This is a genomic window from Exiguobacterium undae DSM 14481, from assembly GCF_000620805.1.
Taxonomy (GTDB): Bacteria; Bacillota; Bacilli; order Exiguobacteriales; family Exiguobacteriaceae; genus Exiguobacterium_A; species Exiguobacterium_A undae.
Window position 1 is genome coordinate 2,548,215 of record NZ_KK211187.1, and the last position, 21,657, is coordinate 2,569,871.

Below are 21,657 nucleotides of genomic sequence, written 5' to 3' on the forward strand. Positions count from 1 at the left end.
TTTTCAAAAGATTGTCAAACATTGTTCACCTTTTCACAATTCATTTTAAATAAAAACCGATTGAAGGTCTCAGCGAGAACACTTAAATCGGTTTGTGATAGTAGTGATGGATAATTCGACTTGTCGCCTGTCCCGGTTGTTCCGTATACCAGAGCGTCTTGAATTGTTCCATCGCCCTCCGGCTTTCCTGTAGAGCTGTATCGGAATCAATCCAGTTCAGCACACCGTCAAATTGTGTCGTAGACATGACAGGTAACGGATCCGGATACGAATCAACGATCCCCGGAATTTGCCGATACGTATCGAGATCGGGTGTATAGAGGATTGTCGGGATGCCGAGAAGGCAACTTTCAAACGGAATCGAAGAATAATCAGTGACAAGGACGTCTGTAATCAATAGATAATCATTGATGGAAAACTCATCGGTGACGAAATGAACATGTGTTTTTTGGTGTGTAAACATCGTTCGGACCGTCGGATGTAACTTCACGAGAATCGTCCACCCCCGGTCAGTCAGCTGTTCGAGCTGACGAACCGTCTGCCCTTCCATCCCGTTATACTCCCGGTAGGTCGGAGCATATAATAAAATGCGACGATTCTCTCTTGCATAGGCACTTTGGAGCTCTTCTTTAATGGATTCGTGCTGCTCATTAAACCAATAATCCGTCCGCGGGACACCAAATGATTTAAATACGCTTTTCGGTAAATCATGTGGTGCCATGAACTGCTCGGCACACGACTCTCCCGGGACGATGAAGTCCCCGTACCGCTGATAAACACGTTTAAAGCGTTGAAGAATCGGTTTGGATACGATCAAGCTCCGGGCAGACGTCAATCCGAATTTCTTCAACGTACCCGCTGCGTGCCAAAGTTGTACCCGTTGTGTTCCTTTTCGAATCGGTGCGACGCTGAACTCACCGATGTAATTATCGATGAAGACATGTTTAGACGTCGCCAGTAAATAAGCCAATCGAATGAAACGAAGTCTGCGGTACGGCAAAATCCGTTCCGTCGACCAGCTTTCTGGATACTTCACGAACTTTCTATCGTAAATCAAATAACGTTTTTCTTTCGGAAATCCCGTCAGGAGTGCATCATTAATCGGTTTTACATTATCACCGTATGTGACCCAAAAGAGCGTTACCGGCTTCACGGGTAACAAACAGAAGATACGATAGAAGATCCGAAAAAGTAGCAAATAGATTTGCACGATACTCTCTCTCACGTTAATCCCGTCCTTCCAAGAAGAAAGACCGCACATATCGTGTGGTCTTGTTGTTTCTTAACCGTTCCCTAATTCAGTTTTAATTTGGCTTGTCGAAATGCCTTCCGTCCGACTGAGATACACGACTTCACAATACTCTTTCAGGAAGTCAAATTCACCCTTCCAGTCGTCCCCCATGACAAACGTATCGATTTGGTGTTCTTGTACATCACTGATTTTTTGATCCCAATTGTTTTCAGCAATGACTTCGTCCACATACCGAATCGATTCCAAAATCAATTTACGGTTTTCAAAGCTGTGGTACGATTCCTTATGCTTTAAGCGGTTAAACTCATCCGTAGAAATCGCCACGACTAAATAATCGCCCATCTCTTTTGCCCGTTTGAGGATATTGATGTGTCCCCAGTGTAATAAATCAAATGTTCCGTACGTGATGACTTTTTTCATGATGATTCTCCTTTATGCTGATTGCTGGCGAGTTGCAGGATTCGGTTGCATGCTTGCCGAGAAGCTGTTCCGTCATCCCATTGACAAAACTTTTTATCGAATGTCGCAAAACGGACGCCGTATCGGCTGTTCCATTCGGACAACCGGTTCATTTCTTCAAATAATCGTTCTTCTTCTAATACAAGTGGTCCCGGTGCTTCTTGCTCGAAATCGAAATAAAATCCGCGCAATCGATCCCGGTAATGTTCTAGATCATACGTGTAAAAGATCATCGGACGTTTCAAGTGCGCATAATCAAACATAACAGAAGAATAATCGGTAATCATCGCATCCGCCGCGATGTATAAATCGGAAATATCCGGATAATCCGATGCATTATGGACAGACGGATAAGCTGACGTATCAACCTGATCCGCCACCAAATAATGCATCCGAATCAACAGCGTGTACTCCGCCCCAAACCGTTGTTCAAACTGTTCGAGCGAAAACGGGAGCGTAAAGGAATAGGAGCCTTGTGCCGCGTACTCATTATCCCGCCAAGTCGGCGCGTACAGAATAATTTTTTTACTCCGGTCGATTTGGTAACGGGAGTAGACACGTTCAAGGATTTCCGGATGCCGATCCGTCTGGTAAAACAGATCATTCCGCGGATAACCGATTTCAAGTAACTCTCCTGTAAAATCAAACGCCCGTCTGAAGATGTCACTTGAATACGCATTCGGCGAAATCAACAGGTCCCACTTCGCCGCCTCGCGCGCAAAGTCACGTTTGTATCGTTCTGTCGTCGTATTCGCCATCTGAACATCATCCATGTCGAGCGCCAACCTCTTCAACGGTGTGCCGTGCCACGTCTGTAAATAGATTGTCCCGCTTCGTTTATATAACCAAGATGGCAACCGACTGTTCGAAACCCAGACCCGTGATGTCGCGAGCAGATAAATCCAACGCATCGTCATCCGATCCACCGTTTGAACCGCGGGATCATCAAACGTACTCCGGCGGTCTTTACTGAACAGCAATTCGAATTCCGGATGTTCCTGTTGGAAGGCTTCATAAATCGCACGTGGGTTATCACTGTACTGTTTCCCCAAAAAACTTTCGAACAGTATTCGATTTTTCCGAACCGGCAGACAGGCAAACAACCGCATCACGAGATGCAACACCGCTTCAATTAGTTTGATTTTTCTAATCCACTGACGTAGTTGACGTTTCAAAACGCATACTCCTTATTTCAACAAAATTTACTTTTTTTAGAACTTCTTATTTAACAAACCTCAATCATCATAACAAAAAGCGCATCCATTTGGAATCAGTATTTGAACGCATGTAGCGGAAAGGTAAGTCGAACTTCGTCGTATTATGGACAAGCCCTTTGCGGTGACTGAACGTTTCAAAACTGTACTTGCCATGATAACCGCCGATCCCGCTTGCTCCGACTCCACCAAACGGTAAATTGTGCTGAGCGACATGCATCAACGTATCGTTCACACAACCTCCTCCGAAGGAGACCCGGCTCAAGACACGCTCTTTGACGAATTCATTTTCAGTGAATAAGTAAAGCGCAAGCGGCTTGTCACGTTCGGTGACGAATGTGATGACGTCTTCGATTTCTTCATAGACAAGAACCGGTAAGATTGGACCAAAAATTTCTTCCTGCATCAGTTTTGAATCGGCAGAAACATTTGTCATGACCGTCGGAGCCATCTTTCTTGTTTCCGGGTCGACTTGTCCACCAAATTGAATATCCCCTTGCTCCAAGTAACCCGTCAACCGTTCGAGGTGACTATCCGAGACGATCTTGACATACGACCCGACACCGACGCCGTTTCCGAATTGGGAGAAGGCTTCTTCTTCAATGAGACGTAAAAAAGTTTCCTGAACGTCTTGATGAACCAATACGTAGTCCGGTGCGATACACGTTTGCCCGGCGTTCAACCATTTTCCCCAAGCAATTCGTTTTGCCGCAAGGCGTAAATCCGCGTCTTTATGGACGATTGTCGGTGACTTTCCACCCAGTTCAAGGGTAACCGGTGTGAGGTGTTTGGCAGCCGCTTGGTGCACGATTTTCCCGACGCGTGTCGAACCGGTAAAGAAGATATAATCAAACTTTTCTTCCAACACGGCCGCGCTGACGTCGGCATCACCTTCGATGACCAAACCAAAACGTTGATGGAATGCCGTTTCAAACACTTCCCGTAATACCCGCGAGACGTTTGGCGTCAACTCGGACGGTTTTAGAACGATCGTATTTCCGGCCGCGATTGCTCCAACGACCGGGGCAAGCGCGAGTTGGAACGGATAGTTCCACGGTGCGATGACGAGGACATTCCCGTAAGGCTCAAACCGGATTTCACTTTTTGATCCGAAGTGCAACAATGGTGTTCCGACACGACGCGGCTTCGCAAGACGACGCAACTGTTTCTCCATCCGATTGATTTCACCGTAAACGAATCCGATTTCCGTCGTGAATGCATCTTGGCGTCCTTTATTCAAATCGATTTTCAGCGCTTCATAGATGGCTTCTTCATGTGTTTCAATCGCTTGCTTCAAGAAGGTCAACATACTTAATCTGAAGGCGATACTCCGCGTTGCGCCTGTCTTGAAAAACGTTCGTTGTGTTCCAATATGGCTTGCTAAATCTGATGCCGTTGCCGTCAATTCCATCAACTGTTCCCCCTTATTTTCTCACTCATTTCTTCTTTTCCATTCTACCATAGCTGTTCGAGCAAATAAAAAAAGCGGAGAGTTCTACCTCCGCTTTCCGTTTACAGTTGAATCGCTGTTTCGAGTGCTACTTTCATCATATCGTTGAATGTCGTTTGACGCTCTTCCGATGTTGTTTCTTCTCCTGTCAACAGGTGATCCGAAATCGTCAAGATCGTCAACGCATTGACTTTATGTTTTGCCGCAAGCGTATAAAGACCTGCTGCTTCCATCTCGATCGCGAGGCAACCGAAGTCCGCCCATTTTTTGAAGTGATGGAAATCATCTTGGTAAAATTGATCCGTCGTGAAGATCTGACCGACTTTCGCGTCGATGCCGTGTTCTTTTGCTGTCGTATAAGCCTTATGCAGTAAATCAAACGATGCTGTCGGCGCATAGTCGAGTCCGTTAAAACGGACACGGTTTTGTGCCATGTCGTGTGAAGCACTCATCGCGATGACGACGTCACGAACTTTGACGTCCGGTGTGATACCACCGGCTGTTCCGACACGAATGAGGTTTTTCGCGCCGTACGATTGGATCAATTCATTGGCATAAATCGACATGGACGGTACACCCATCCCTGTTCCTTGAACCGATACTTTTTTACCTTTGTATGTTCCCGTAAAACCGTACATTCCACGGACTTCGTTATACAGAACGACGTCCTCTAAAAACGTCTCCGCAATATATTTGGCACGTAGGGGATCTCCCGGAAGTAAAACTGTTTCTGCAATCTGACCTTCTGTTGCGTTAATGTGTACGCTCATGTACGATTCCTCCTTGAAATATCGACTAAACAGACAACAACTCTCTGAATTCGTTTGGGGTCATCCCAAACTGCTTCTTAAATACTTTTCGAAAATATTTATCATCGTGATAACCGACTTCGAGCGCAATCTCATAAATCCGGGCATCCGTGTCGCTTAACAATTCCTTTGCACGGTTTAAACGAATCGTTTGGATGTAGTCGGACAAATTGACAGAGAAACGTTGTTTGAATCGTCTCGAAATGTATTCCCGACTGAGATAAAAGCGTTCACTCATGAGTTGAAGCGTTAGTTCTTCCGCATAATGTGTCGCAATGTACTTTGCAATCTGATCAATCGCCTCACCCTGTTCTTGAACGGGACAAATCAATTCCATCGCCCGTGCAAGTGCATCGTTCAAGATATCCGGGTCGATCGGCTTCAGTAAGTAATCAAAAGATTGATGTAAAATCGCACGACGCATATACGTATAATCATCATACCCTGTCAGTACGATCGTGACGACCTTTGGATGATGATTTTTTGTCCATTCCAGTAAACTTAATCCGTCCAGACCGGGCATTTCAACATCGGTCAACATCAAATCGATTTTTTCCTGGTCCAAGAAACGTTTGGCCATCGTCCCGTCATCCGCTTCAAAGATGTTGTCAACCTGCCACGTATCCCATTCGCCGAGCAACTTCACTGCATCCCGCACATGTTTTTCATCGTCTACAATCAATACATTCATCATAGTTCCTCCTGTTCAACCGGAATTCGAATGACGATTCTAAATCCACCTTCTGGCGGAGATTGGAGCACCATACTCGCTTGATCCCCGTAAAAGATGAGTAAACGTTCATAAATATTGTGCAGCCCGATGCCGGACGTCTGTTGGTCCTCGGGTCTCCTGTGCATCCGCATCGTTTGATCAATCGTTTCAAGAACGTTCGGTTCCATCAGGGGACCGCTGTTTTCGACTTGAATGATCAGCTGATCCCCGTCACTTCTGACTTTATAAGCCAAATAGTTTTCCGTCGCATCGGTTTGTTGATTAAAAGCGTGCTTGAAATAGTTTTCGGCAAAGGGTTGTAAAATCATTTTCGGAACCTCGATTGGATTCATATGCCACGGAACATCGACGATATACCGAAAACGATCCGGAAACCGTTGTTGTTGCAGACGCATATACGACTGCAGATGGTCGACTTCTTGTTTTAAAGTCACGATCGTTTGCTCGTTGTTCATCGAATAGCGCATCATCTGGGACAGTCCCGTGATGGAACGGTAGGCGATTTTTCGATCACCTTGTAATGTCGTCGTCCCAATCGATTGCAACGCATTAAATAAAAAATGCGGGTTGAGCTGGGATTGCAGGGCACGCAACTCGTTTGTCCGATTCTCAAGCGCAAGACGGTACTCCCGCTTAATCAATCGATCGATCCGTTGAATCATCCGCTGGAATTGCCGGTTCAGCAATCCAATCTCATCATTCGTCGTCGCAACGAATCGGGCGGACAGATCCCCTTGTTCAACACGCCAGACGTTCGCTGTCAGTTGTTTGATCGGTTTCGTAATCTCAAGAGCCACGAGACTGGCCGCAATGATCATTAGAATCAACGATACCCCACCGATCAACATCAGGATGAGCGCTGTTTCATTTGCACCTTTAATAACTGTAGCATACGGTGTCGTCTTCACTAACGTGATCGGGACACCTTGTGTTTTCGTCTTGGCATAGACGACAAAGGAATCTCCGACCCGCATACTTCCACTGTCGCCTGTAAACCGTTCACTCGTGACCGGGAGCGTGTTCCCCGTTTTCGCAATCAACTGGTCACCGCTCATCAGCCAAAGTGATTCTCCCGGAAAACTTTCAAACAACTGCAGTTGCCGCTCAAATACACTGGTCGGAATATCGACCGACAAAAAGCCAAGCGGTTCATCCGTCTCCACCCGGTCAATCCGATAACGAAAACTGACGATTTCCTGCTCGTCCAGAATCATCGTATGCGTATTATAGGCCGCAATACGGTGAGCAGGATCAATCAGCCACCCGTTTCGTTGTTTCATCAACCGAAAATAATCGGTTTCCTGTAACCAATCAAATTTTCCGCGACTGGATGTCTTCATGTTGTAGACCGAGTATTCCGAATTCCCTTTTAAAATCACGAAATGAAGTTGTTCAATGTCTTGTTTGGATAAAAACAATCCGAGCAACGCCCGTGAAATCACACCTTCCGATTCGCTCAATTCCGCATCGGCGCCGACATTCATGATGTTGATCAAAGACCGGTTGGCGTACAAACTTGTCGGTAACCGACGAACATCTTCCATATAATGACTGATTTGGTTGCTCCCTCTTTTTAAGGTGTTCAGACTCGAACGTTCAGCCTGGGCAACGTTTTGATGGCGGACGTAAAGGTAAGAAGCTGACGTAGCAAGCGTTGTGGGGATCAGAATCGCTAAAACGACTAGTCGAATCAAACGTGTCCGGATGCTTTTCACCATCGTCCCTCCCATCCTTTTTCTTCTAATAAGTAGTATAGCACAGCTGTATCCGCTTACATGTATGTCTTTTATTTGTTTATCCCTGTTCTCATTCTTCTTAAATTACCTTTTCTGAAAAACAACACTTGATTCCGAATGAATATTGCTATAACATCGTTAATGTTCGTTTTTAACAAACTTTTTGAGATTAAGGTGGTTTCTGACTCATGTTCAAACTTTCCGAACACAATACAACAGCCAAACGCGAAATCCAAGCTGGTTTCATTACGTTCATCACCATGGCTTATATTCTTTTCGTCAATCCGACGATCCTGTCGGAAGCAGGCATTCCGCAAGATCAAGCGTTCTCGGCGACCATCATCGCGACACTCGTCGGGACATTACTGATGGGATTTTATGCGAATCTGCCGATCGCCGTCGCCCCGGGCATGGGGTTGAATGCCTATTTCACGTATACACTGGTCATCGGAGAAAAGATTCCGTATCAAACTGCATTGTCTGTCGTGTTTGTTGCCGGAATCATCTTTCTGTTGCTGTCCTTGTCCCCGTTGCGGACTAAACTCATCGAGGTCATTCCAGCAACCTTGAAGTTAGCAATCACCGGCGGAATTGGTTTATTCATCGCCTCGCTCGGCTTAAAGATGTCTGGTATTCTTGTCGCAGATCCGGCAACGTTGATGACGATCGGTTCCCTGACTTCGCCGGAAGCCATGATTACCTTGATTGGTCTGCTTGTAGCTGCTGTCTTAACACTCAAACGAGTTCCGGGTGGTTTGCTGTACGCCATGTTATTGGCTGGACTGCTTGCGTTTTTGAGCGGCGAATTGACGTTCTCGAAGACGCTGATTGCCTTACCGACGTTGCCGGAAGGTATTCTTGTCGCCAATCCTTTCTCTGCTGTGCAAGACGTCATTCAATATGGATTGTTCGGCGGTGTCCTTTCCTTTGTTCTCGTCACGATGTTTGATACAACCGGAACAATGGTTGCCGTCGGCGAACAAGCCGGCTTGATCGAAAAAGACGGCTCTTTAAAAAACAGTGAGCGTGCCCTGTTATCCGACTCGACTGCCATGGTCGTCGGATCAATGTTCGGGACAAGTCCTACTACGGCTTATGTTGAATCAGCTTCCGGCGTCGCAGCCGGTGGACGGACTGGATTAACATCCGTTACGGTGGGTCTCTTATTCTCTCTTGCTGCGGTCTTCGGTCCAATCGTTCAGTCGATTTCAGCTGTTCCTGCCATCACGGCACCTGCATTGCTGCTTGTAGGCGCATTGATGCTTCAAAACATCAAACAAATCGATTGGGATGATTTCGGCGAAGCCTTTACAGCGTTCATGATCATCGTCATCATGCCGCTGTCCGGAAGCATCGCAACGGGAATTGCCTTTGGATTTATCATCTATCCCATCATGAAGGCTGTTCAAAAACAGCGTGTCCATGCTTTGATTTATTTGTTCGCCGTTCTATTTTTCATTCAATTGTTCTTCTTGCACTAAGAAAAAACGTGTTGCTCCCGGAGTCGGGAACAGCACGTTTTTGTTTTACTTCTTCATTTTCTCCCACGTCTTCGTAAAGTCTTGCAACATTTCTTCCGACGTCTTCTGCTTACCGACATATGCCTGCATGATTGCACCCATTTCGTTTACAGCACCGTCCGGATATTTGAACCAGTTCCATGAAATTGTTTTATCTTCTTTTGAATACTTGATGATATCATCTGCCAACGGTCCAAGATCAGCGGCTTCAATCGATTTGAAGGCAGGAATGAACTTGAATTTGTTGACCATATAATCTTTTCCTGTTTCAGATGTCGCCATCCACTCCAAGAATTTTTTACCTTCTTCTTTATTTTTCGAGTTTTTATTGACGACCCAGTTGTTTGGAACACCAACAGGAAGACGGTCCATTTTTTCTTTGTCATCATTGATCGGCATCGGAATGAAGCCCATCTCGATATCCGGATTAACATCCGTAATCAGTTGTTGTGCCCAGTTCCCTTGTTGAATCATCGCTGTTTTTCCTTCAGCAAATTGCGAAACCTGTGTATTGTAATCCGTTGTCAGTGGATTTTTATTGCCGTATTTAATCGTCAAGTCAAACAAGTTCATGAATTCCTTGAACTGTTTGTTGTCTTCGAATTTTCCTTTTCCAGCATTCAGATCGGCAATGAATTGATCCGGATCATCTTGTTGCGCCACCGGAATGTTCAGCAAATGGTTTCCAAGGATCCACCACTCTCCATATCCGATTGAGAACGGTGTGACACCGTCTGCTTTAAGTTTTTCCGATGCTTCCGTGAGTTCCGTCAATGTTTTCGGTAACTCTGTAATTCCGGCTTTTTTGAAGATTTCTTTATTGTAAATGAAACCGTATCCTTCCAGGTTCATCGGCATACCGTACAGCTTCCCGTCAATCGTCATCGGCTCTTTTGATAAATCCGTCAAATCACTGACCCATTTTTCGTCGGATAAATCTTCTAATTTATCTTGCCAGGTTTTAGCTTCCGTGAATCCACCGTTGTTGAAGACGTCCGGTTCGTTACCTGAAGCGAACTGCGATTTTAACGCTGCTCCATAGTCTGATCCGCCGCCGACCGTTTGAACTACGACTTTTACGCCGGTTTCTTTTTCGTAATCCTTCGCCATCTTTTCCATGTCTTTTGCGATTTCAGCTTTAAATTGGAATACGTTGAGGGTCTTGCCATCTTTGGAAGAGCCACTGTCCTTTGAGTCATCACTATTGAGTGTTCCACCGCCACACGCTGCAAGTGCTACGACCATCGCCGTCGTCACAACTGGTAGTGCTGCCCATTTACTTTTACGCATTCGGATACCTCCCTGATTTCGAGTTGATAATCGTGCTACGCTTTTACATTAAATGAAAACGCTTGCAATAAAAATAGATAATTTTGTCCGGTGAGGTGGAAAATATTGAACAATCGTTATCCGACAGAAAAACTCGGGATTAGTGTATGATAAAGGAAAGAATGTTATTTAATGAAGGAGTTTGATGCAATGTCCTTACAATTCACGATTTTATTGATTGGTTTACTGCTGTTTACTGCCGTCTGGACGACTAAGCTCTCGAGTCGCCTCAACATCCCGGCCCTGTTGATTTTCATCGCACTCGGCATGATCGCCGGCAGTGACATTACCGGATTCATCCGTTTTGACGATGCCGAGTTGGCACAATTGCTTGGTACTGTCGCTTTAATCATCATTTTATTTGAGGGGGGACTGCAGACGGTCTGGAAAGAGGTAAAAACCGAACTCGCTCCGTCTCTCTCCCTGGCGACATTCGGTGTCTTCATCGCTACGACGATCGTAGCTGTCGCCTCTCACTATATTCTTGGCTTCAGTTGGGCAAATGCCTTTTTACTAGGGGCCATCGTCGGCTCCACCGATGCCGCCGCTATTTTTTCCGTGCTCAGCGGACAATCCGTTCGGCGGAAAGTCGGTTCGACACTCGAAGTCGAATCCGGTACCAATGACCCGATGGCTGTTTTTCTCACAGTCCTGTTCCTCGAGTTCGTGACGAATCCGAAGGAAGCTTCGCTTCTTTCCGGCTTATCTTCACTTATTTGGGAAATGGTGATTGGTCTACTGCTCGGATTATTGATCGGCTGGGTCGCATCGACGTTGCTGAACCGGATTGATTTAAGTTCATCCAGCTTTTATCCGATTCTCTTGATGTCCTTTGCCTTTCTTTCCTTTGGTCTTGCCGATACGATTCATGCCAGTGGTTTCTTGGCGGTCTATGTGACAGCCATCTACATCAGCAATCATGAACTGGTTTATCGCCAGACACTTGTCCGCTTCACGATGAGTATGGCGCATCTTGCCCAAATCGGCATGTTCATCGTGCTCGGGTTACTCGTCTTCCCGAAACAGTTGCTTGATCCTCAGGTCATCCTGTCATCCATCGCGTTGGCCCTGATTCTGATTTTCATTGCACGTCCGGTCTCAGTCTGGCTCAGCCTGCTACCTTTTAAATACTCGTGGCAGGAAAAAGTGTTTATCTCCTTTGCCGGTTTAAAAGGGGCGGTTCCGATCATCCTGGCGACGTATCCACTGGTTGCCGGAATCGAGAACGCCGGTATGATTTTCAACATCGTCTTCTTCACCGTTCTTCTGTCAACATTGATCCAAGGGAGTATGCTTACCTTCTTGGCAGATCGTCTTCAGTTAAATGAGACCGGTTCTTCGACCATTCAAACCGTCATTGAGTTCATGTCGATTGGTAAACCGAATGCTGAAATCATTGAACTGACGATTCCGAACTCGCATCCGTTTGTCGGACAAGCCATCTCAGACATTGATCTGCCGCAGGAATTTCTGATCACCGCCATCATTCGTAATGATCAAATCATCACGCCGCGGGGAGATACGGTTTTTGAAGGACGCGATCAATTGCTTCTATTAACACCGAAACACCGGATCAAAACGCTGAAACGCTTTTTATTCCCGAAAACCCCATGACAAAAAGGACGAATCGGTCGACGATTCGTCCTTTTTTTTCTGATCCACACTCACCGTTTTGCTTTTAATCGACGATACAAAATGTATCCCACAATCCCGATGACGATGATTCCAAGGATCCACCATAACTCTTGCTCTAATCCCTTGAGCATCGATTCCGCCCGTTCGACGCCAAACTTTTCGCCCAACCAGACATAGAAAAACGACACGGGAAACAACCCTAGACTCGATGCAAGTAAGTACCGTTTAAAAGACAGGTTGAACAAGCCGCACGGAATGGAGACGACGGAACGCACAACAGGGAAAAAGCGGCCAAATAACGCTGACCAGGAACCATACTTCGAGACAATCCGTTCCCCCTGAACAATTTCCCGTTCTTTAATCATCAACCATTTTCCGTAACGGATTAAGATTGGACGTCCGGCGTAGCGACCAAGAAAATAAAACAATGTGGCGCCCATCAAACTGCCGACAAATCCAATCAGGACGGCTGCTGTCCATCCTAGTGTCCCGTTTGAGACATAGAGGCCAAGTAACGGTAATCCCACTTCCGCCGGGATCAACTCGGTTCCGAGCCCGATAATCATGATTCCTAAAAACAGCCAGAGATTCGACTCTCCGGCTGAGAATAACCATTCTAACATCCAACCACTCCTCTAAATCAGCCTCGTGCAGGACGAAGAAGATAATAAATAATGACGACAAGGGTCGTCCAGACACCTGTGAAGATTCCGATGATTCCGACGATAAAGAATCCAAGCGCCATCATCGATCCTGTTCGTTTGTAATCACGCCACATCGTTCGAAGTCCTTTGATGTTGAACCAAAGAAAAACTACAAAAAGTAAGGCAAACACTAATCCCGTAATGAGTATCGCTGACATGTCTTCACCTCTTTCTTATTAGTTGTTATCCCCATTATACCTTACTTTTACACGTCTTCCCTCCGTCTGAGGTCTCATGAACCTACTTTCATCATGAAAAAAAGCGATGTTCGTCACCATGATCGGCGCGAACATCGCTTGTTTCTATGATTTATGTGTGAATCACTCGTTTTTACAACAGGTGTACGCCTTGCTCACGATAAGCAGTCCGTGTCTCTTCTGACCAGACCGACGCTTGAACTTCACCGATATGACGTTTCTTCAACAAGAACATCGCCATACGTGATTGTCCGATGCCTCCACCAATCGTTAACGGGAGCTTTTCTTCCAACACGCCTTGATGGAACGGGAAATCAAGTTTCGCATGTTCTCCAGTCGTCTCGATTTGTGCCAGTAACGTTTCACGGTCGACACGAATACCCATTGATGAAAGTTCAAATGCTCCGATTTCCGGGTGGTGGACTAAAATATCACCGTTGAGTGTCCAGTCATCGTAGTCAGCTGCTCGGCCATCATGTTTTTCTCCAGATGCCAGCGCACCGCCGATTTGCATCAAGAAGACCGCTCCATGTTCTTTCGTCACTTCCGTCTCCCGCTCTTTTGTAGAAAGGGTCGGGTATGCATCTTCGAGCTCTTGTGTCGTCATGAAGTGGATCGTCTCCGGCAAGATGGCCTCGATTCCGAACTGTTCTTCGACTTCACGCTCTACTTGATGAATCGCTTGATAGATGGCACGTACTGTCGTCTGCAAGTAATCGATCGTCCGTTCTTCCTTCGAGATGATCCGCTCCCAATCCCATTGGTCGACATGAATCGAGTGGGTCGCGTCCAAGACTTCATCGCGACGAATCGCATGCATCAGCGTGTATAATCCTTCGCCTTTTGCGAATCCGTACGTATGGAGTGCTTGACGTTTCCACTTCGCGAGAGATTGAACGATTTCGAGTTCAGCCTGATGATCAAGCGCATCAAAACGAATGATACGTTCGATTCCGTTGAGGTGATCGTTGACTCCGAGTGTGCTTTCGACGAATAAAGGCGCTTCGACGCGTGTTAATCCGAGTTGTGTTGAGAATTGCTCCTCAAAGCGTTTTTTTACGAGTGTGATTGCTTCCTGTGTCTGTTTCATCGATACGAGTGTTGTCATGGTATTCTTCCTCCTCAATTGTGTGTTTGAAAAAGAAGCCATAAAAAAGAGCCCTTCTCTCCCAAGAATATGGGACGAAAGACTCGGTTCCGCGGTACCACCCATGTTAACAGCTCAGCTGCTCACTCAAAAGACTGATGATCAATTATCATCTCAATCTTCGGCCATATGATAACGGACAGGCAACTCCGGCTACGCCTACTGACTCGTGTGTTCGGGTAGCGACTCCGGGATGTTCTTCGCAACTTGTTTCCGACTGGGCTCTCACCGTCCCCAGCTCGCTAATCCGGTTTTACAAGATGTTACTCTTCCCTTCAACGTCGTTGTTACAATTGAATTGAGAACATCGTACACCATGCAACAAGTGTTTGAAAAGCCCTTTTTTCAAAAAAAAATAAAATAATCTGACTAATCAGATTAGCTAATTCGAAGAAAAACGTTCCCGCAGAAGCGAGAACGCGCTTACAATTTATTTGATTGAACCACTCGTAATTCCCTGAATAATTTGCTTTTGCATCGCGAAGAAGAATAATAACAGCGGAATGATACCGAGGATCAGTCCCGCCAAGGCCAAATCCCATTGTTTTGTATATTGCCCGAAGAAGTAGAACGTGGCGAGCGGAATCGTCCGCAGTTCGACGTCACGCAACATCAGCGACGGCAAGAGGAAATCATTCCAAATCCATAGTGTGTTTAAGATGACGATTGTCACCGTGATCGGTTTGAGCAACGGGAACACGATGCGCCAAAACACGCCCCACTGGGAACAGCCGTCAATGATTGCCGCCTCTTCGATCTCTTCCGGAATCGATTTCATGAAACCGTGGTACAAGAAAATCGACAACCCGGATCCAAACCCAAGATACATGAGGATCAAGCCCCAATAACTGTTTTGTAATCCCAAGTCACCAGACAGCTTCGATAACGGAATCATGATCGACTGGAACGGAATGATCATCGCGGCGACAAACAGGAAAAAGATGATTGTCGATAACCGGGTTTTCGTCCGAACCAGCTTCCAGGCAGCCATCGAACAAAAAATGACGATGACGGCATTCGCCCCGACAGTAATGATGACAGAGTTCAAGAACACTTTTCCAAAATTCATCGCTTCCCAGGCATCGGTATAGTTCGAGGTGATCCATTCTTTCGGAAGTCCTGACGTATTCGTAAAAATATCACCCTGCGTCTTAAACGAGTTCGAAATGACATAATAAAACGGAATCATATACAGTAAGCCCATCAGCAAGGCGGCGATTTCGACAGTTCCGAGTCGCACCGAGTAACGGCCCCGTTTTTTCGGTGCCGGTTGTTCCGGCTTCAGTTCTGGTTTCGGTAAAGGTTGCGCGGTACTCATGCTTCCACCTCCCGTTTTTTCGTCAAGTAGACCTGAGTTACGGTAATCGCTGCAACGACCACAAAGAAGATGATCGCTTTGGCCGAACCAAGACCAAGGTTGTTGTTCGTAAACGATTCTTTATAGATATTCAGTGCGAGCATCTCGGTTGATTTAAACGGTCCACCGTTCGTCAGCGATAAGTTCGTATCAAATAATTTGAACGACCATGAAATCGTCAGGAACAGACAGATCGTCACCGATGGCATGATCAGCGGAATCGTGATGTTACGTAACGTCGATAGGCGGTTCGCGCCATCGATTTTTGCAGCCTCAATCAGTTCCTGCGGGACATTTTGAAGGGCGGCAATGTAGATGACCATGATATAACCGCCACCTTGCCAAATCGAAACGATGACAATGCCCCAAAATCCGGTCTGGGCGTCACCAAGCCAAGGAAGTTCAAATAAACTCCAACCTGTCAGCTCTCCGATCGATGCAAATCCTTTAACATAAATGAACTGCCAAACGAATCCTAAAATCAAGCCGCCGATCAAGTTCGGCATGAAGAAAATTGTCCGTAAAAAGTTACGAGTCCGAATGTTTTGTGTGAGTAAAAACGCTAACAGGAAGCCGACTAGATTCGTCAGAATCACGGCAACAACTGTATATTTCGTCGTCAACCAAAATGACTGCTGGAACTGGTCATCGACCGTAAAGAGGCGTACATAATTGTCGAATCCAATCCAATTCAATTCACCTGTAATTCCGTTCCAATCCGTGAACGAATACATGACACCGTTAAAAAAAGGTACGAGAACAATTACCGCGAAAACCAGAAAGACGGGTCCGACGAACATCCAAAACTCGAGTCCGCGTTTTACTTTTTTCTTATTGCTTACTGCCATTGCTCATCCCTCCTCTGTCCTAAGCGTACGGAATTTTCCACAAAATGAAAACGCAACCATTTGACACATTGGGTGGAAAATATTGAACGATTATTTGGCGCGACCCTTTCGAATGAGCTACTATAAAGAAATATAAAGAATTTCATCTTGAGAGGAAGATTATGCCATGGAGAAAACCATTCGTTCTGATCTAGAGATTGCCCAACAAACGACTTTACAACCTATTTCTGAAATCGCCCGTCAAATCGGGCTGACGGACGCAGATTATGACTCGTACGGAAAGTACAAGGCGAAGTTGACGGATGGGCTAGCCGAACGGTTGGCAACGAATGCCGACGGAAAATTGATTCTCGTCACAGCCATCAATCCAACGGCTGCCGGTGAAGGAAAATCAACGGTGACGGTCGGACTTGGTCAGGCATTGCACCGGCTCAAGCACAAAACGATGATTTGTCTGCGGGAACCGTCGCTCGGACCCACGATGGGATTAAAGGGCGGCGCTTGCGGCGGCGGCTACAGCCAAGTGTTGCCGATGGAAGAAATCAACCTGCATTTCACAGGTGACATGCATGCCATTACCTCGGCCCACAACACAATCAGCGCTCTGCTCGACAATCATCTTCATCAAGGCAATGATTTGCGGATCGATCCGCGTCGCATCACATGGAAACGTGTCCTCGACCTGAATGACCGGGCGTTACGCAACATCACAATCGGACTCGGTGGAGCGGCTCATGGTATTCCGCGTCAAGACGGCTTCGACATCACCGTTGCATCAGAAATCATGGCGGTCCTTTGTCTCGCTGACTCGATTGCTGATCTGGAGGACCGAATCAGCCGGATTGTCGTCGCTCACTCGTACGAGCAACAGCCGGTGACAGTCAAGGATATCCAGGCCTCCGGTGCTGCGACATTGCTCTTAAAAGAGGCATTCCGTCCAAATTTGGTACAGACCGTCGAAGGGACGCCGGCCTTGATTCACGGCGGACCGTTCGCAAACATCGCCCATGGTTGTAATTCGCTGATTGCAACGCGAACGGCTCTCAAGCTGAGCGATTATGTCGTGACAGAAGCCGGCTTCGGCGCTGATCTTGGCGCTGAAAAATTCTTTAACATCAAGTCACGGATCGGCAATTTACATCCTGATGCCGTCGTTCTCGTTGCCACCGTCCGTGCGTTAAAAATGCATGGTGGTGTCGCAAAAGACCAGTTGGCTGAAGAAAACCTATCTGCCTTGGTCGAAGGACTCGCTTTGCTCGAAAAACACGTCGAGACAATGGATTTGTTTGGTGTTCCGGCGGTCGTAGCCTTAAATCGTTTTTCAAGCGATACAGAAACGGAACGTCAGACCGTACTCGACTGGTGTCGCGAACGAAAAATCCGCGTTGCGGAAAGTGAAGTATTCAGTCAAGGTGGAGCCGGTGGAGAAACGTTGGTCGAACAGGTTTTCGAAGCACTGGAAGAAGACAGCCAGTTCACGCCTCTTTATCCAACCGATTTGCCACTCACTCAAAAAATCGAGCGGATTGCGATGCGTGTCTATGGTGCAGCCGGAGTCCATTTCGAGGAAAAAGCATTGCGTGAACTGGAACGTTGCACGGATCAAGGACTTGGCCATTTACCGATTTGTATGGCAAAAACGCCGTTTTCATTGACGGATGATCCGACTAAGTACGGACGAGTCGAAGGGTTTATGATTACGGTCCGCGAAATCAGACCGGCGATCGGGGCGGGATTCATCGTCGCCTTGACCGGGAATGTATTAACCATGCCGGGTTTACCGAAAAAACCGGCGGCTAATACGATGGGAATTTCTGAAGATGGAACGATATTCGGGCTTTCTTAATCAAGGAAGGATGATATACATGACAATCGATCATACACACTGGATTGCATCTGACGGTCATACGACGAACATGCATCTTTTGGAAGCAAGTGCGCCTAAAGGTGTCGTCATCGTTTTTCACGGCATGATGGAACACGGGGAACGTTACCAGGAATTTGCCGAGTTTCTGTATGCCCATCACTATCACACCGTCATCCCGGATCTACGCTGCTTTGGTGCTCAGGCTCCTCAGTTGGGTCACTTAGAACCGAATCAAGGGTTTGATCAGTTGGTTCAAGATGCGGAAGAATTGGTTTACGACATTAAAGACCGCTATCCGGACTTACCGATTTTTGCATTTGGTCACAGCTTCGGTTCGCTGATTTCAAGACGTCTTGGACAAACACTCGGTCACGAACTGGCTGGCGTCATTGCCAGCGGTCCCCCGACCGACAGCGGAATACTCGGAAATATCAGTAAAAAAATCGTTCGGCAATTGATCGAGCAAACATCGGCGCAGCACCCAGCAGAAGGCATGAGTAAATTGGTTTTTGGCCGCTACAACTTACGCTTTTTCCCGGCCTTGTCGCCAAATGCTTGGTTATCGTCCGACCCGCAGTCGGTCATGCGTTATGATGAAGACGTATTGTCTGGTCAAACTGTGACACTTGGATTCTTTCATGAATTGCTTTCTGCAACAAAAGCCGTGAACTCCCTGTCTTATCTTTATCAGCATCCGCGGCATCTTCCGTTGTTACTGATTGCCGGTGAAGATGATCCCGTCGCCTTTGACGGAAAAGGGATTCATACCTTGTTCGACGACTATAACCGGGTTCGTGTTGAAGGTGTTCAACTCACCGTCTATCGCGGATTGCGCCATGAACTGTTTCACGAATTTGAGCGGATTCGTGTCTTCGCGGATATTGCGGGCTGGCTGAATAAACAGGTTGGATCCCGTCTTCCTTCTTCTGTCCGGAGACAAGGACACCCATAATCAAAAAAAGGAGTCATCCTCTATCGCTTAGAGGGTGACTCCTTTTTGATCAATGGATCCAGCTCAATGAACGGATCATCGTTTCGATTTCTTCTAATTCCAATGACTCTCGATCAGCAGAATAAGTCAACAGCACAAGACGTTCGCCGTCGGAGTAGGCAAAGATGCGGATAAACACATCTTCTTCTTTTCCATCAACAGCAAGCAAGGCTTCTTTTGGTGTATTCCGACGCGCTTCAAGAGGTCCCGTCAATTCAATGCCAAACTCTTCTACCAACAAATTGATTTCTTGTTCAGCCGCTTCAAACGGTGTCAGTTCTTCTGCATCCGACTCATAAATCGACAACTGTAAGGTGCCCATCGCATTTTCTTCCGTCGAATAAAAACTAACGAACGTTTCCTCTTCCTGGTATTCAAACGTCTGTGGATATTCAAGAGTAATCCAATTATCGACCGTGTAATGTTTCATATAATTTCCTCCATTCGATTTATCTCGCCAAAATGTACTCCTGTCACGGTCAGTTGTTCCAAATACCGTGCTAGCGTGTCCGAAAGGAAAATACGATCCGTCCGTTCATCTCGCAAGATGTGGTGGGGACCAAGCGACTCACTGATGATCCGCTCCGTCATGAAATAGACCTGTCTCTTCCGAATGGTGCGGAAAATATTTGTCTTATGTAAATGCTCCACCCGTCTTACCGCTAGTATATTGATGAGATAGTAATTGCTTAATCCCGACCGCGTCTTCAACTGGACCCGAAGACATTGTACAGAAAACGGAGTCAACCGTTCCAATGTCTGTTTCATCCGTTCCGATACCAGCGGGATATTCAATTCGTTCGGAAGCACGTCCGGTAACATATCCGCATCCTGTTCGATTGAAAAGGCAAGTAAGCTTGTGTTCAGAAACCACTCTCCTGTCATGAAGCGATAACGATCGATTTGATGATGACAGGTCGCCCTCCATCCTTTTCCCATCGCCTGTTCGCTCCAAACTCGAACTTTGTTCACCAGTCATTCGCTCCTCTTTCCATCCTCGGGCATTCATGCTCGTCGCAGGAAGCTCATGTAAACGATTTAGCTATTGTTATTGTACACTTTAACTGCGCACGATTGGAATCACAAGATTCGGGTGTCGTCCGTTTCAAACGGTGAAATCTTCGAACGAGATCGATGACAGGCAGCACCTCGTGTCGATTGTGGTTGGCGTACCCAAAGAACAGCCGCTCTTTAATGCTCGACGGGTGTTTTTTGAGCTACAAGAGCCCTGTTCAATCCGTCTGGAAAAATCAAAACTATTGACTTTTTTTCTAAAAGTTATGGATATCTGTTCTTTGCTATGCTACTATATCTCATGTAGCAACTTTATTGAGCAACTTTTGCGGGTGTAGTTTAGTGGTAAAACCTCAGCCTTCCAAGCTGATGATGAGAGTTCGATTCTCTTCACCCGCTCCAATTTATGACATAACATAGGTCAACGACACATAGGTCAACGACTTTTATAACCCTCTCGAGGGGAAGACGATTCGCGCGATGCGAATCGTCTTTTTTTGTCCTTCGCGATACAGGGCGCATCTTTTTGGGTATAGTCCGGTATAAAAGTTTCTACTTAGGAATGAGGAGGAGTCTTATGATTCAGATGAAGATGCCCGGTGTAACGGTCTATCAAAGCACGTTAATGAAAACGACTTCGACGTTGATTGAAACACCCGACTGTCTGATTGTCGTTGATCCAGGCTGGCTACCGGACGAAATCGCCACGATTCGCCGGGACGTCGAAATCATCCGGCACGACCGTCCTCTTTATATCGTTTATACGCACGCCCATTTCGATCACATATTAGGTGCTTACGCTTTCAAAGATGCGATTGCGATTGCCTCTCGTCGGTTCATCGATGTCGATCAAGCCGCCGCGCTGGAAGAAGTCCAGAATTTTAATGATGAATATTACATCGAATCCCCGGTCTTGTTTCCGAACATCACCCATGTCATCGATGAATCAGAAACCACTTTGACAATCGGTAAAACCAAGCTGATTTTTTTCCTGACACCGGGTCACGAAGCGACACACCTGTCCTTTGTCGTCATGCCGCTCCACCTTCTGGTCTGCGGCGATTATGCGTCCGATGTTGAAATTCCATTGATTGAACATGATTCCAACGAATATTTGACGACGCTCGAACTGCTCGAATCGTTTATCTATGAATATGAAATCAAGTTACTGATTCCCGGTCATGGCCATATTTGTGACGTCCGGACTGAAATGATTGAACGGCTCCACCTCAGCTATGACTATATCTTAGCCTTACGTGCCGGAAAGGAATCGAACTGGTCTCCGTCTTGGCAACGGACATCTTTCATGAGCCGCTTACACGAAAAAAACAAGCGCCAAGTCAAGAAAGAACAATCCGAACAACTCGCTCGACGACAGTATGACTAAAAAAGAGA

At 46.5% G+C, this 21,657-nt stretch carries 20 protein-coding genes, 1 tRNA gene and 1 other annotated feature; of the genes, 6 read left to right on the plus strand and 15 right to left on the minus strand.

Going from position 1 to position 21,657, the window contains the following annotated elements; translation table 11 throughout:
- Nucleotides 1-82: 82 nt before the first annotated feature.
- The 7 genes from P397_RS0113980 to P397_RS0114010 all read right to left on the minus strand — a co-directional run bounded on the left by P397_RS0113980 (nt 83) and on the right by P397_RS0114010 (nt 7,635).
- A complete protein-coding gene (locus P397_RS0113980) occupies nt 83-1,225 on the minus strand; it encodes a CDP-glycerol glycerophosphotransferase family protein (RefSeq protein ID WP_028106909.1) in 1,143 nt (380 codons plus the stop codon).
- A gap of 57 nt (nt 1,226-1,282) precedes the next feature.
- Nucleotides 1,283-1,672 carry a glycerol-3-phosphate cytidylyltransferase gene (gene tagD, locus P397_RS0113985; RefSeq protein WP_028106910.1) on the minus strand — a complete coding sequence of 130 codons (390 nt, stop codon included), beginning with the start codon at nt 1,670-1,672 and terminating at the stop codon, nt 1,283-1,285.
- A complete protein-coding gene (locus tag P397_RS0113990) occupies nt 1,669-2,886 on the minus strand; it encodes a CDP-glycerol glycerophosphotransferase family protein (protein ID WP_028106911.1) in 1,218 nt (405 codons plus the stop codon). The genes tagD and P397_RS0113990 overlap by 4 nt, the downstream gene beginning before the upstream one ends.
- A gap of 67 nt (nt 2,887-2,953) precedes the next feature.
- The gene (locus P397_RS0113995; protein WP_028106912.1) at nt 2,954-4,336 is read right to left on the minus strand and encodes an aldehyde dehydrogenase; all 1,383 of its coding nucleotides are present in this window, start codon (nt 4,334-4,336) and stop codon (nt 2,954-2,956) included.
- Between the two features lie 101 nt (nt 4,337-4,437).
- The gene (gene deoD, locus P397_RS0114000) at nt 4,438-5,145 is read right to left on the minus strand and encodes a purine-nucleoside phosphorylase (protein ID WP_028106913.1); all 708 of its coding nucleotides are present in this window, start codon (nt 5,143-5,145) and stop codon (nt 4,438-4,440) included.
- Nucleotides 5,146-5,170: 25 nt separating this feature from the next.
- Nucleotides 5,171-5,875 carry a response regulator transcription factor gene (locus tag P397_RS0114005; RefSeq protein ID WP_035414242.1) on the minus strand — a complete coding sequence of 235 codons (705 nt, stop codon included), beginning with the start codon at nt 5,873-5,875 and terminating at the stop codon, nt 5,171-5,173.
- Nucleotides 5,875-7,635, minus strand: a complete 1,761-nt coding sequence (locus P397_RS0114010; protein WP_235184003.1) for a sensor histidine kinase — start codon at nt 7,633-7,635, stop codon at nt 5,875-5,877. Before P397_RS0114010 ends, P397_RS0114005 begins: the two co-directional genes overlap by 1 nt.
- A gap of 206 nt (nt 7,636-7,841) precedes the next feature.
- Between P397_RS0114010 and P397_RS0114015 the strand changes: the two genes are divergently transcribed.
- Nucleotides 7,842-9,134, plus strand: a complete 1,293-nt coding sequence (locus P397_RS0114015) for an NCS2 family permease (RefSeq protein ID WP_028106916.1) — start codon at nt 7,842-7,844, stop codon at nt 9,132-9,134.
- 45 nt (nt 9,135-9,179) lie between these two features.
- Here P397_RS0114015 and P397_RS0114020 read toward each other — a convergent pair whose 3' ends face one another.
- The gene (locus P397_RS0114020; protein ID WP_028106917.1) at nt 9,180-10,463 is read right to left on the minus strand and encodes an ABC transporter substrate-binding protein; all 1,284 of its coding nucleotides are present in this window, start codon (nt 10,461-10,463) and stop codon (nt 9,180-9,182) included.
- Between the two features lie 189 nt (nt 10,464-10,652).
- On the opposite strand from P397_RS0114020, the gene P397_RS0114025 reads away from it, so the two are divergent.
- Nucleotides 10,653-12,116, plus strand: a complete 1,464-nt coding sequence (locus P397_RS0114025; RefSeq protein WP_028106918.1) for a potassium/proton antiporter — start codon at nt 10,653-10,655, stop codon at nt 12,114-12,116.
- 50 nt (nt 12,117-12,166) lie between these two features.
- On the opposite strand, the gene P397_RS0114030 is transcribed toward P397_RS0114025, so the two are convergent.
- From P397_RS0114030 to P397_RS0114050, 5 genes are all read right to left on the minus strand, one after another.
- A complete protein-coding gene (locus P397_RS0114030; protein ID WP_026833844.1) occupies nt 12,167-12,760 on the minus strand; it encodes a DedA family protein in 594 nt (197 codons plus the stop codon).
- 17 nt (nt 12,761-12,777) lie between these two features.
- Nucleotides 12,778-12,999: a hypothetical protein gene (locus P397_RS0114035; RefSeq protein WP_014969583.1), complete on the minus strand. Its 222-nt coding sequence runs from the start codon at nt 12,997-12,999 to the stop codon at nt 12,778-12,780.
- A gap of 172 nt (nt 13,000-13,171) precedes the next feature.
- Nucleotides 13,172-14,146, minus strand: a complete 975-nt coding sequence (gene asnA, locus P397_RS0114040) for an aspartate--ammonia ligase (protein WP_035414244.1) — start codon at nt 14,144-14,146, stop codon at nt 13,172-13,174.
- A gap of 67 nt (nt 14,147-14,213) precedes the next feature.
- Nucleotides 14,214-14,473 (minus strand) — a binding site (T-box leader).
- A 142-nt stretch (nt 14,474-14,615) separates the two neighbouring features.
- Complete coding sequence (locus tag P397_RS0114045) at nt 14,616-15,503, minus strand: carbohydrate ABC transporter permease (RefSeq protein WP_035387674.1); 888 nt, start codon at nt 15,501-15,503, stop codon at nt 14,616-14,618.
- Nucleotides 15,500-16,390 (minus strand): carbohydrate ABC transporter permease, encoded by an 891-nt coding sequence (locus P397_RS0114050; protein WP_026833847.1) that lies wholly within the window; start codon nt 16,388-16,390, stop codon nt 15,500-15,502. The genes P397_RS0114045 and P397_RS0114050 overlap by 4 nt, the downstream gene beginning before the upstream one ends.
- Nucleotides 16,391-16,556: 166 nt before the next feature.
- On the opposite strand from P397_RS0114050, the gene P397_RS0114055 reads away from it, so the two are divergent.
- Both P397_RS0114055 and P397_RS0114060 read left to right on the plus strand, forming a co-directional pair.
- Nucleotides 16,557-18,236, plus strand: a complete 1,680-nt coding sequence (locus tag P397_RS0114055) for a formate--tetrahydrofolate ligase (RefSeq protein WP_028106920.1) — start codon at nt 16,557-16,559, stop codon at nt 18,234-18,236.
- A 19-nt stretch (nt 18,237-18,255) separates the two neighbouring features.
- On the plus strand, nt 18,256-19,209 hold the full coding sequence (locus tag P397_RS0114060) for an alpha/beta fold hydrolase (protein WP_081776995.1): 954 nt from the start codon (nt 18,256-18,258) through the stop codon (nt 19,207-19,209).
- A gap of 49 nt (nt 19,210-19,258) precedes the next feature.
- Here P397_RS0114060 and P397_RS0114065 read toward each other — a convergent pair whose 3' ends face one another.
- A complete protein-coding gene (locus P397_RS0114065) occupies nt 19,259-19,678 on the minus strand; it encodes a hypothetical protein (protein WP_026833850.1) in 420 nt (139 codons plus the stop codon).
- Nucleotides 19,675-20,220 (minus strand): imm11 family protein, encoded by a 546-nt coding sequence (locus P397_RS0114070; protein WP_233550700.1) that lies wholly within the window; start codon nt 20,218-20,220, stop codon nt 19,675-19,677. Before P397_RS0114070 ends, P397_RS0114065 begins: the two co-directional genes overlap by 4 nt.
- A 370-nt stretch (nt 20,221-20,590) precedes the next feature.
- Between P397_RS0114070 and P397_RS0114075 the strand changes: the two genes are divergently transcribed.
- Nucleotides 20,591-20,664 (plus strand) — tRNA-Gly (locus tag P397_RS0114075).
- Nucleotides 20,665-20,839: 175 nt separating this feature from the next.
- A complete protein-coding gene (locus P397_RS0114080; RefSeq protein WP_026833852.1) occupies nt 20,840-21,649 on the plus strand; it encodes an MBL fold metallo-hydrolase in 810 nt (269 codons plus the stop codon).
- Nucleotides 21,650-21,657: the final 8 nt, after the last annotated feature.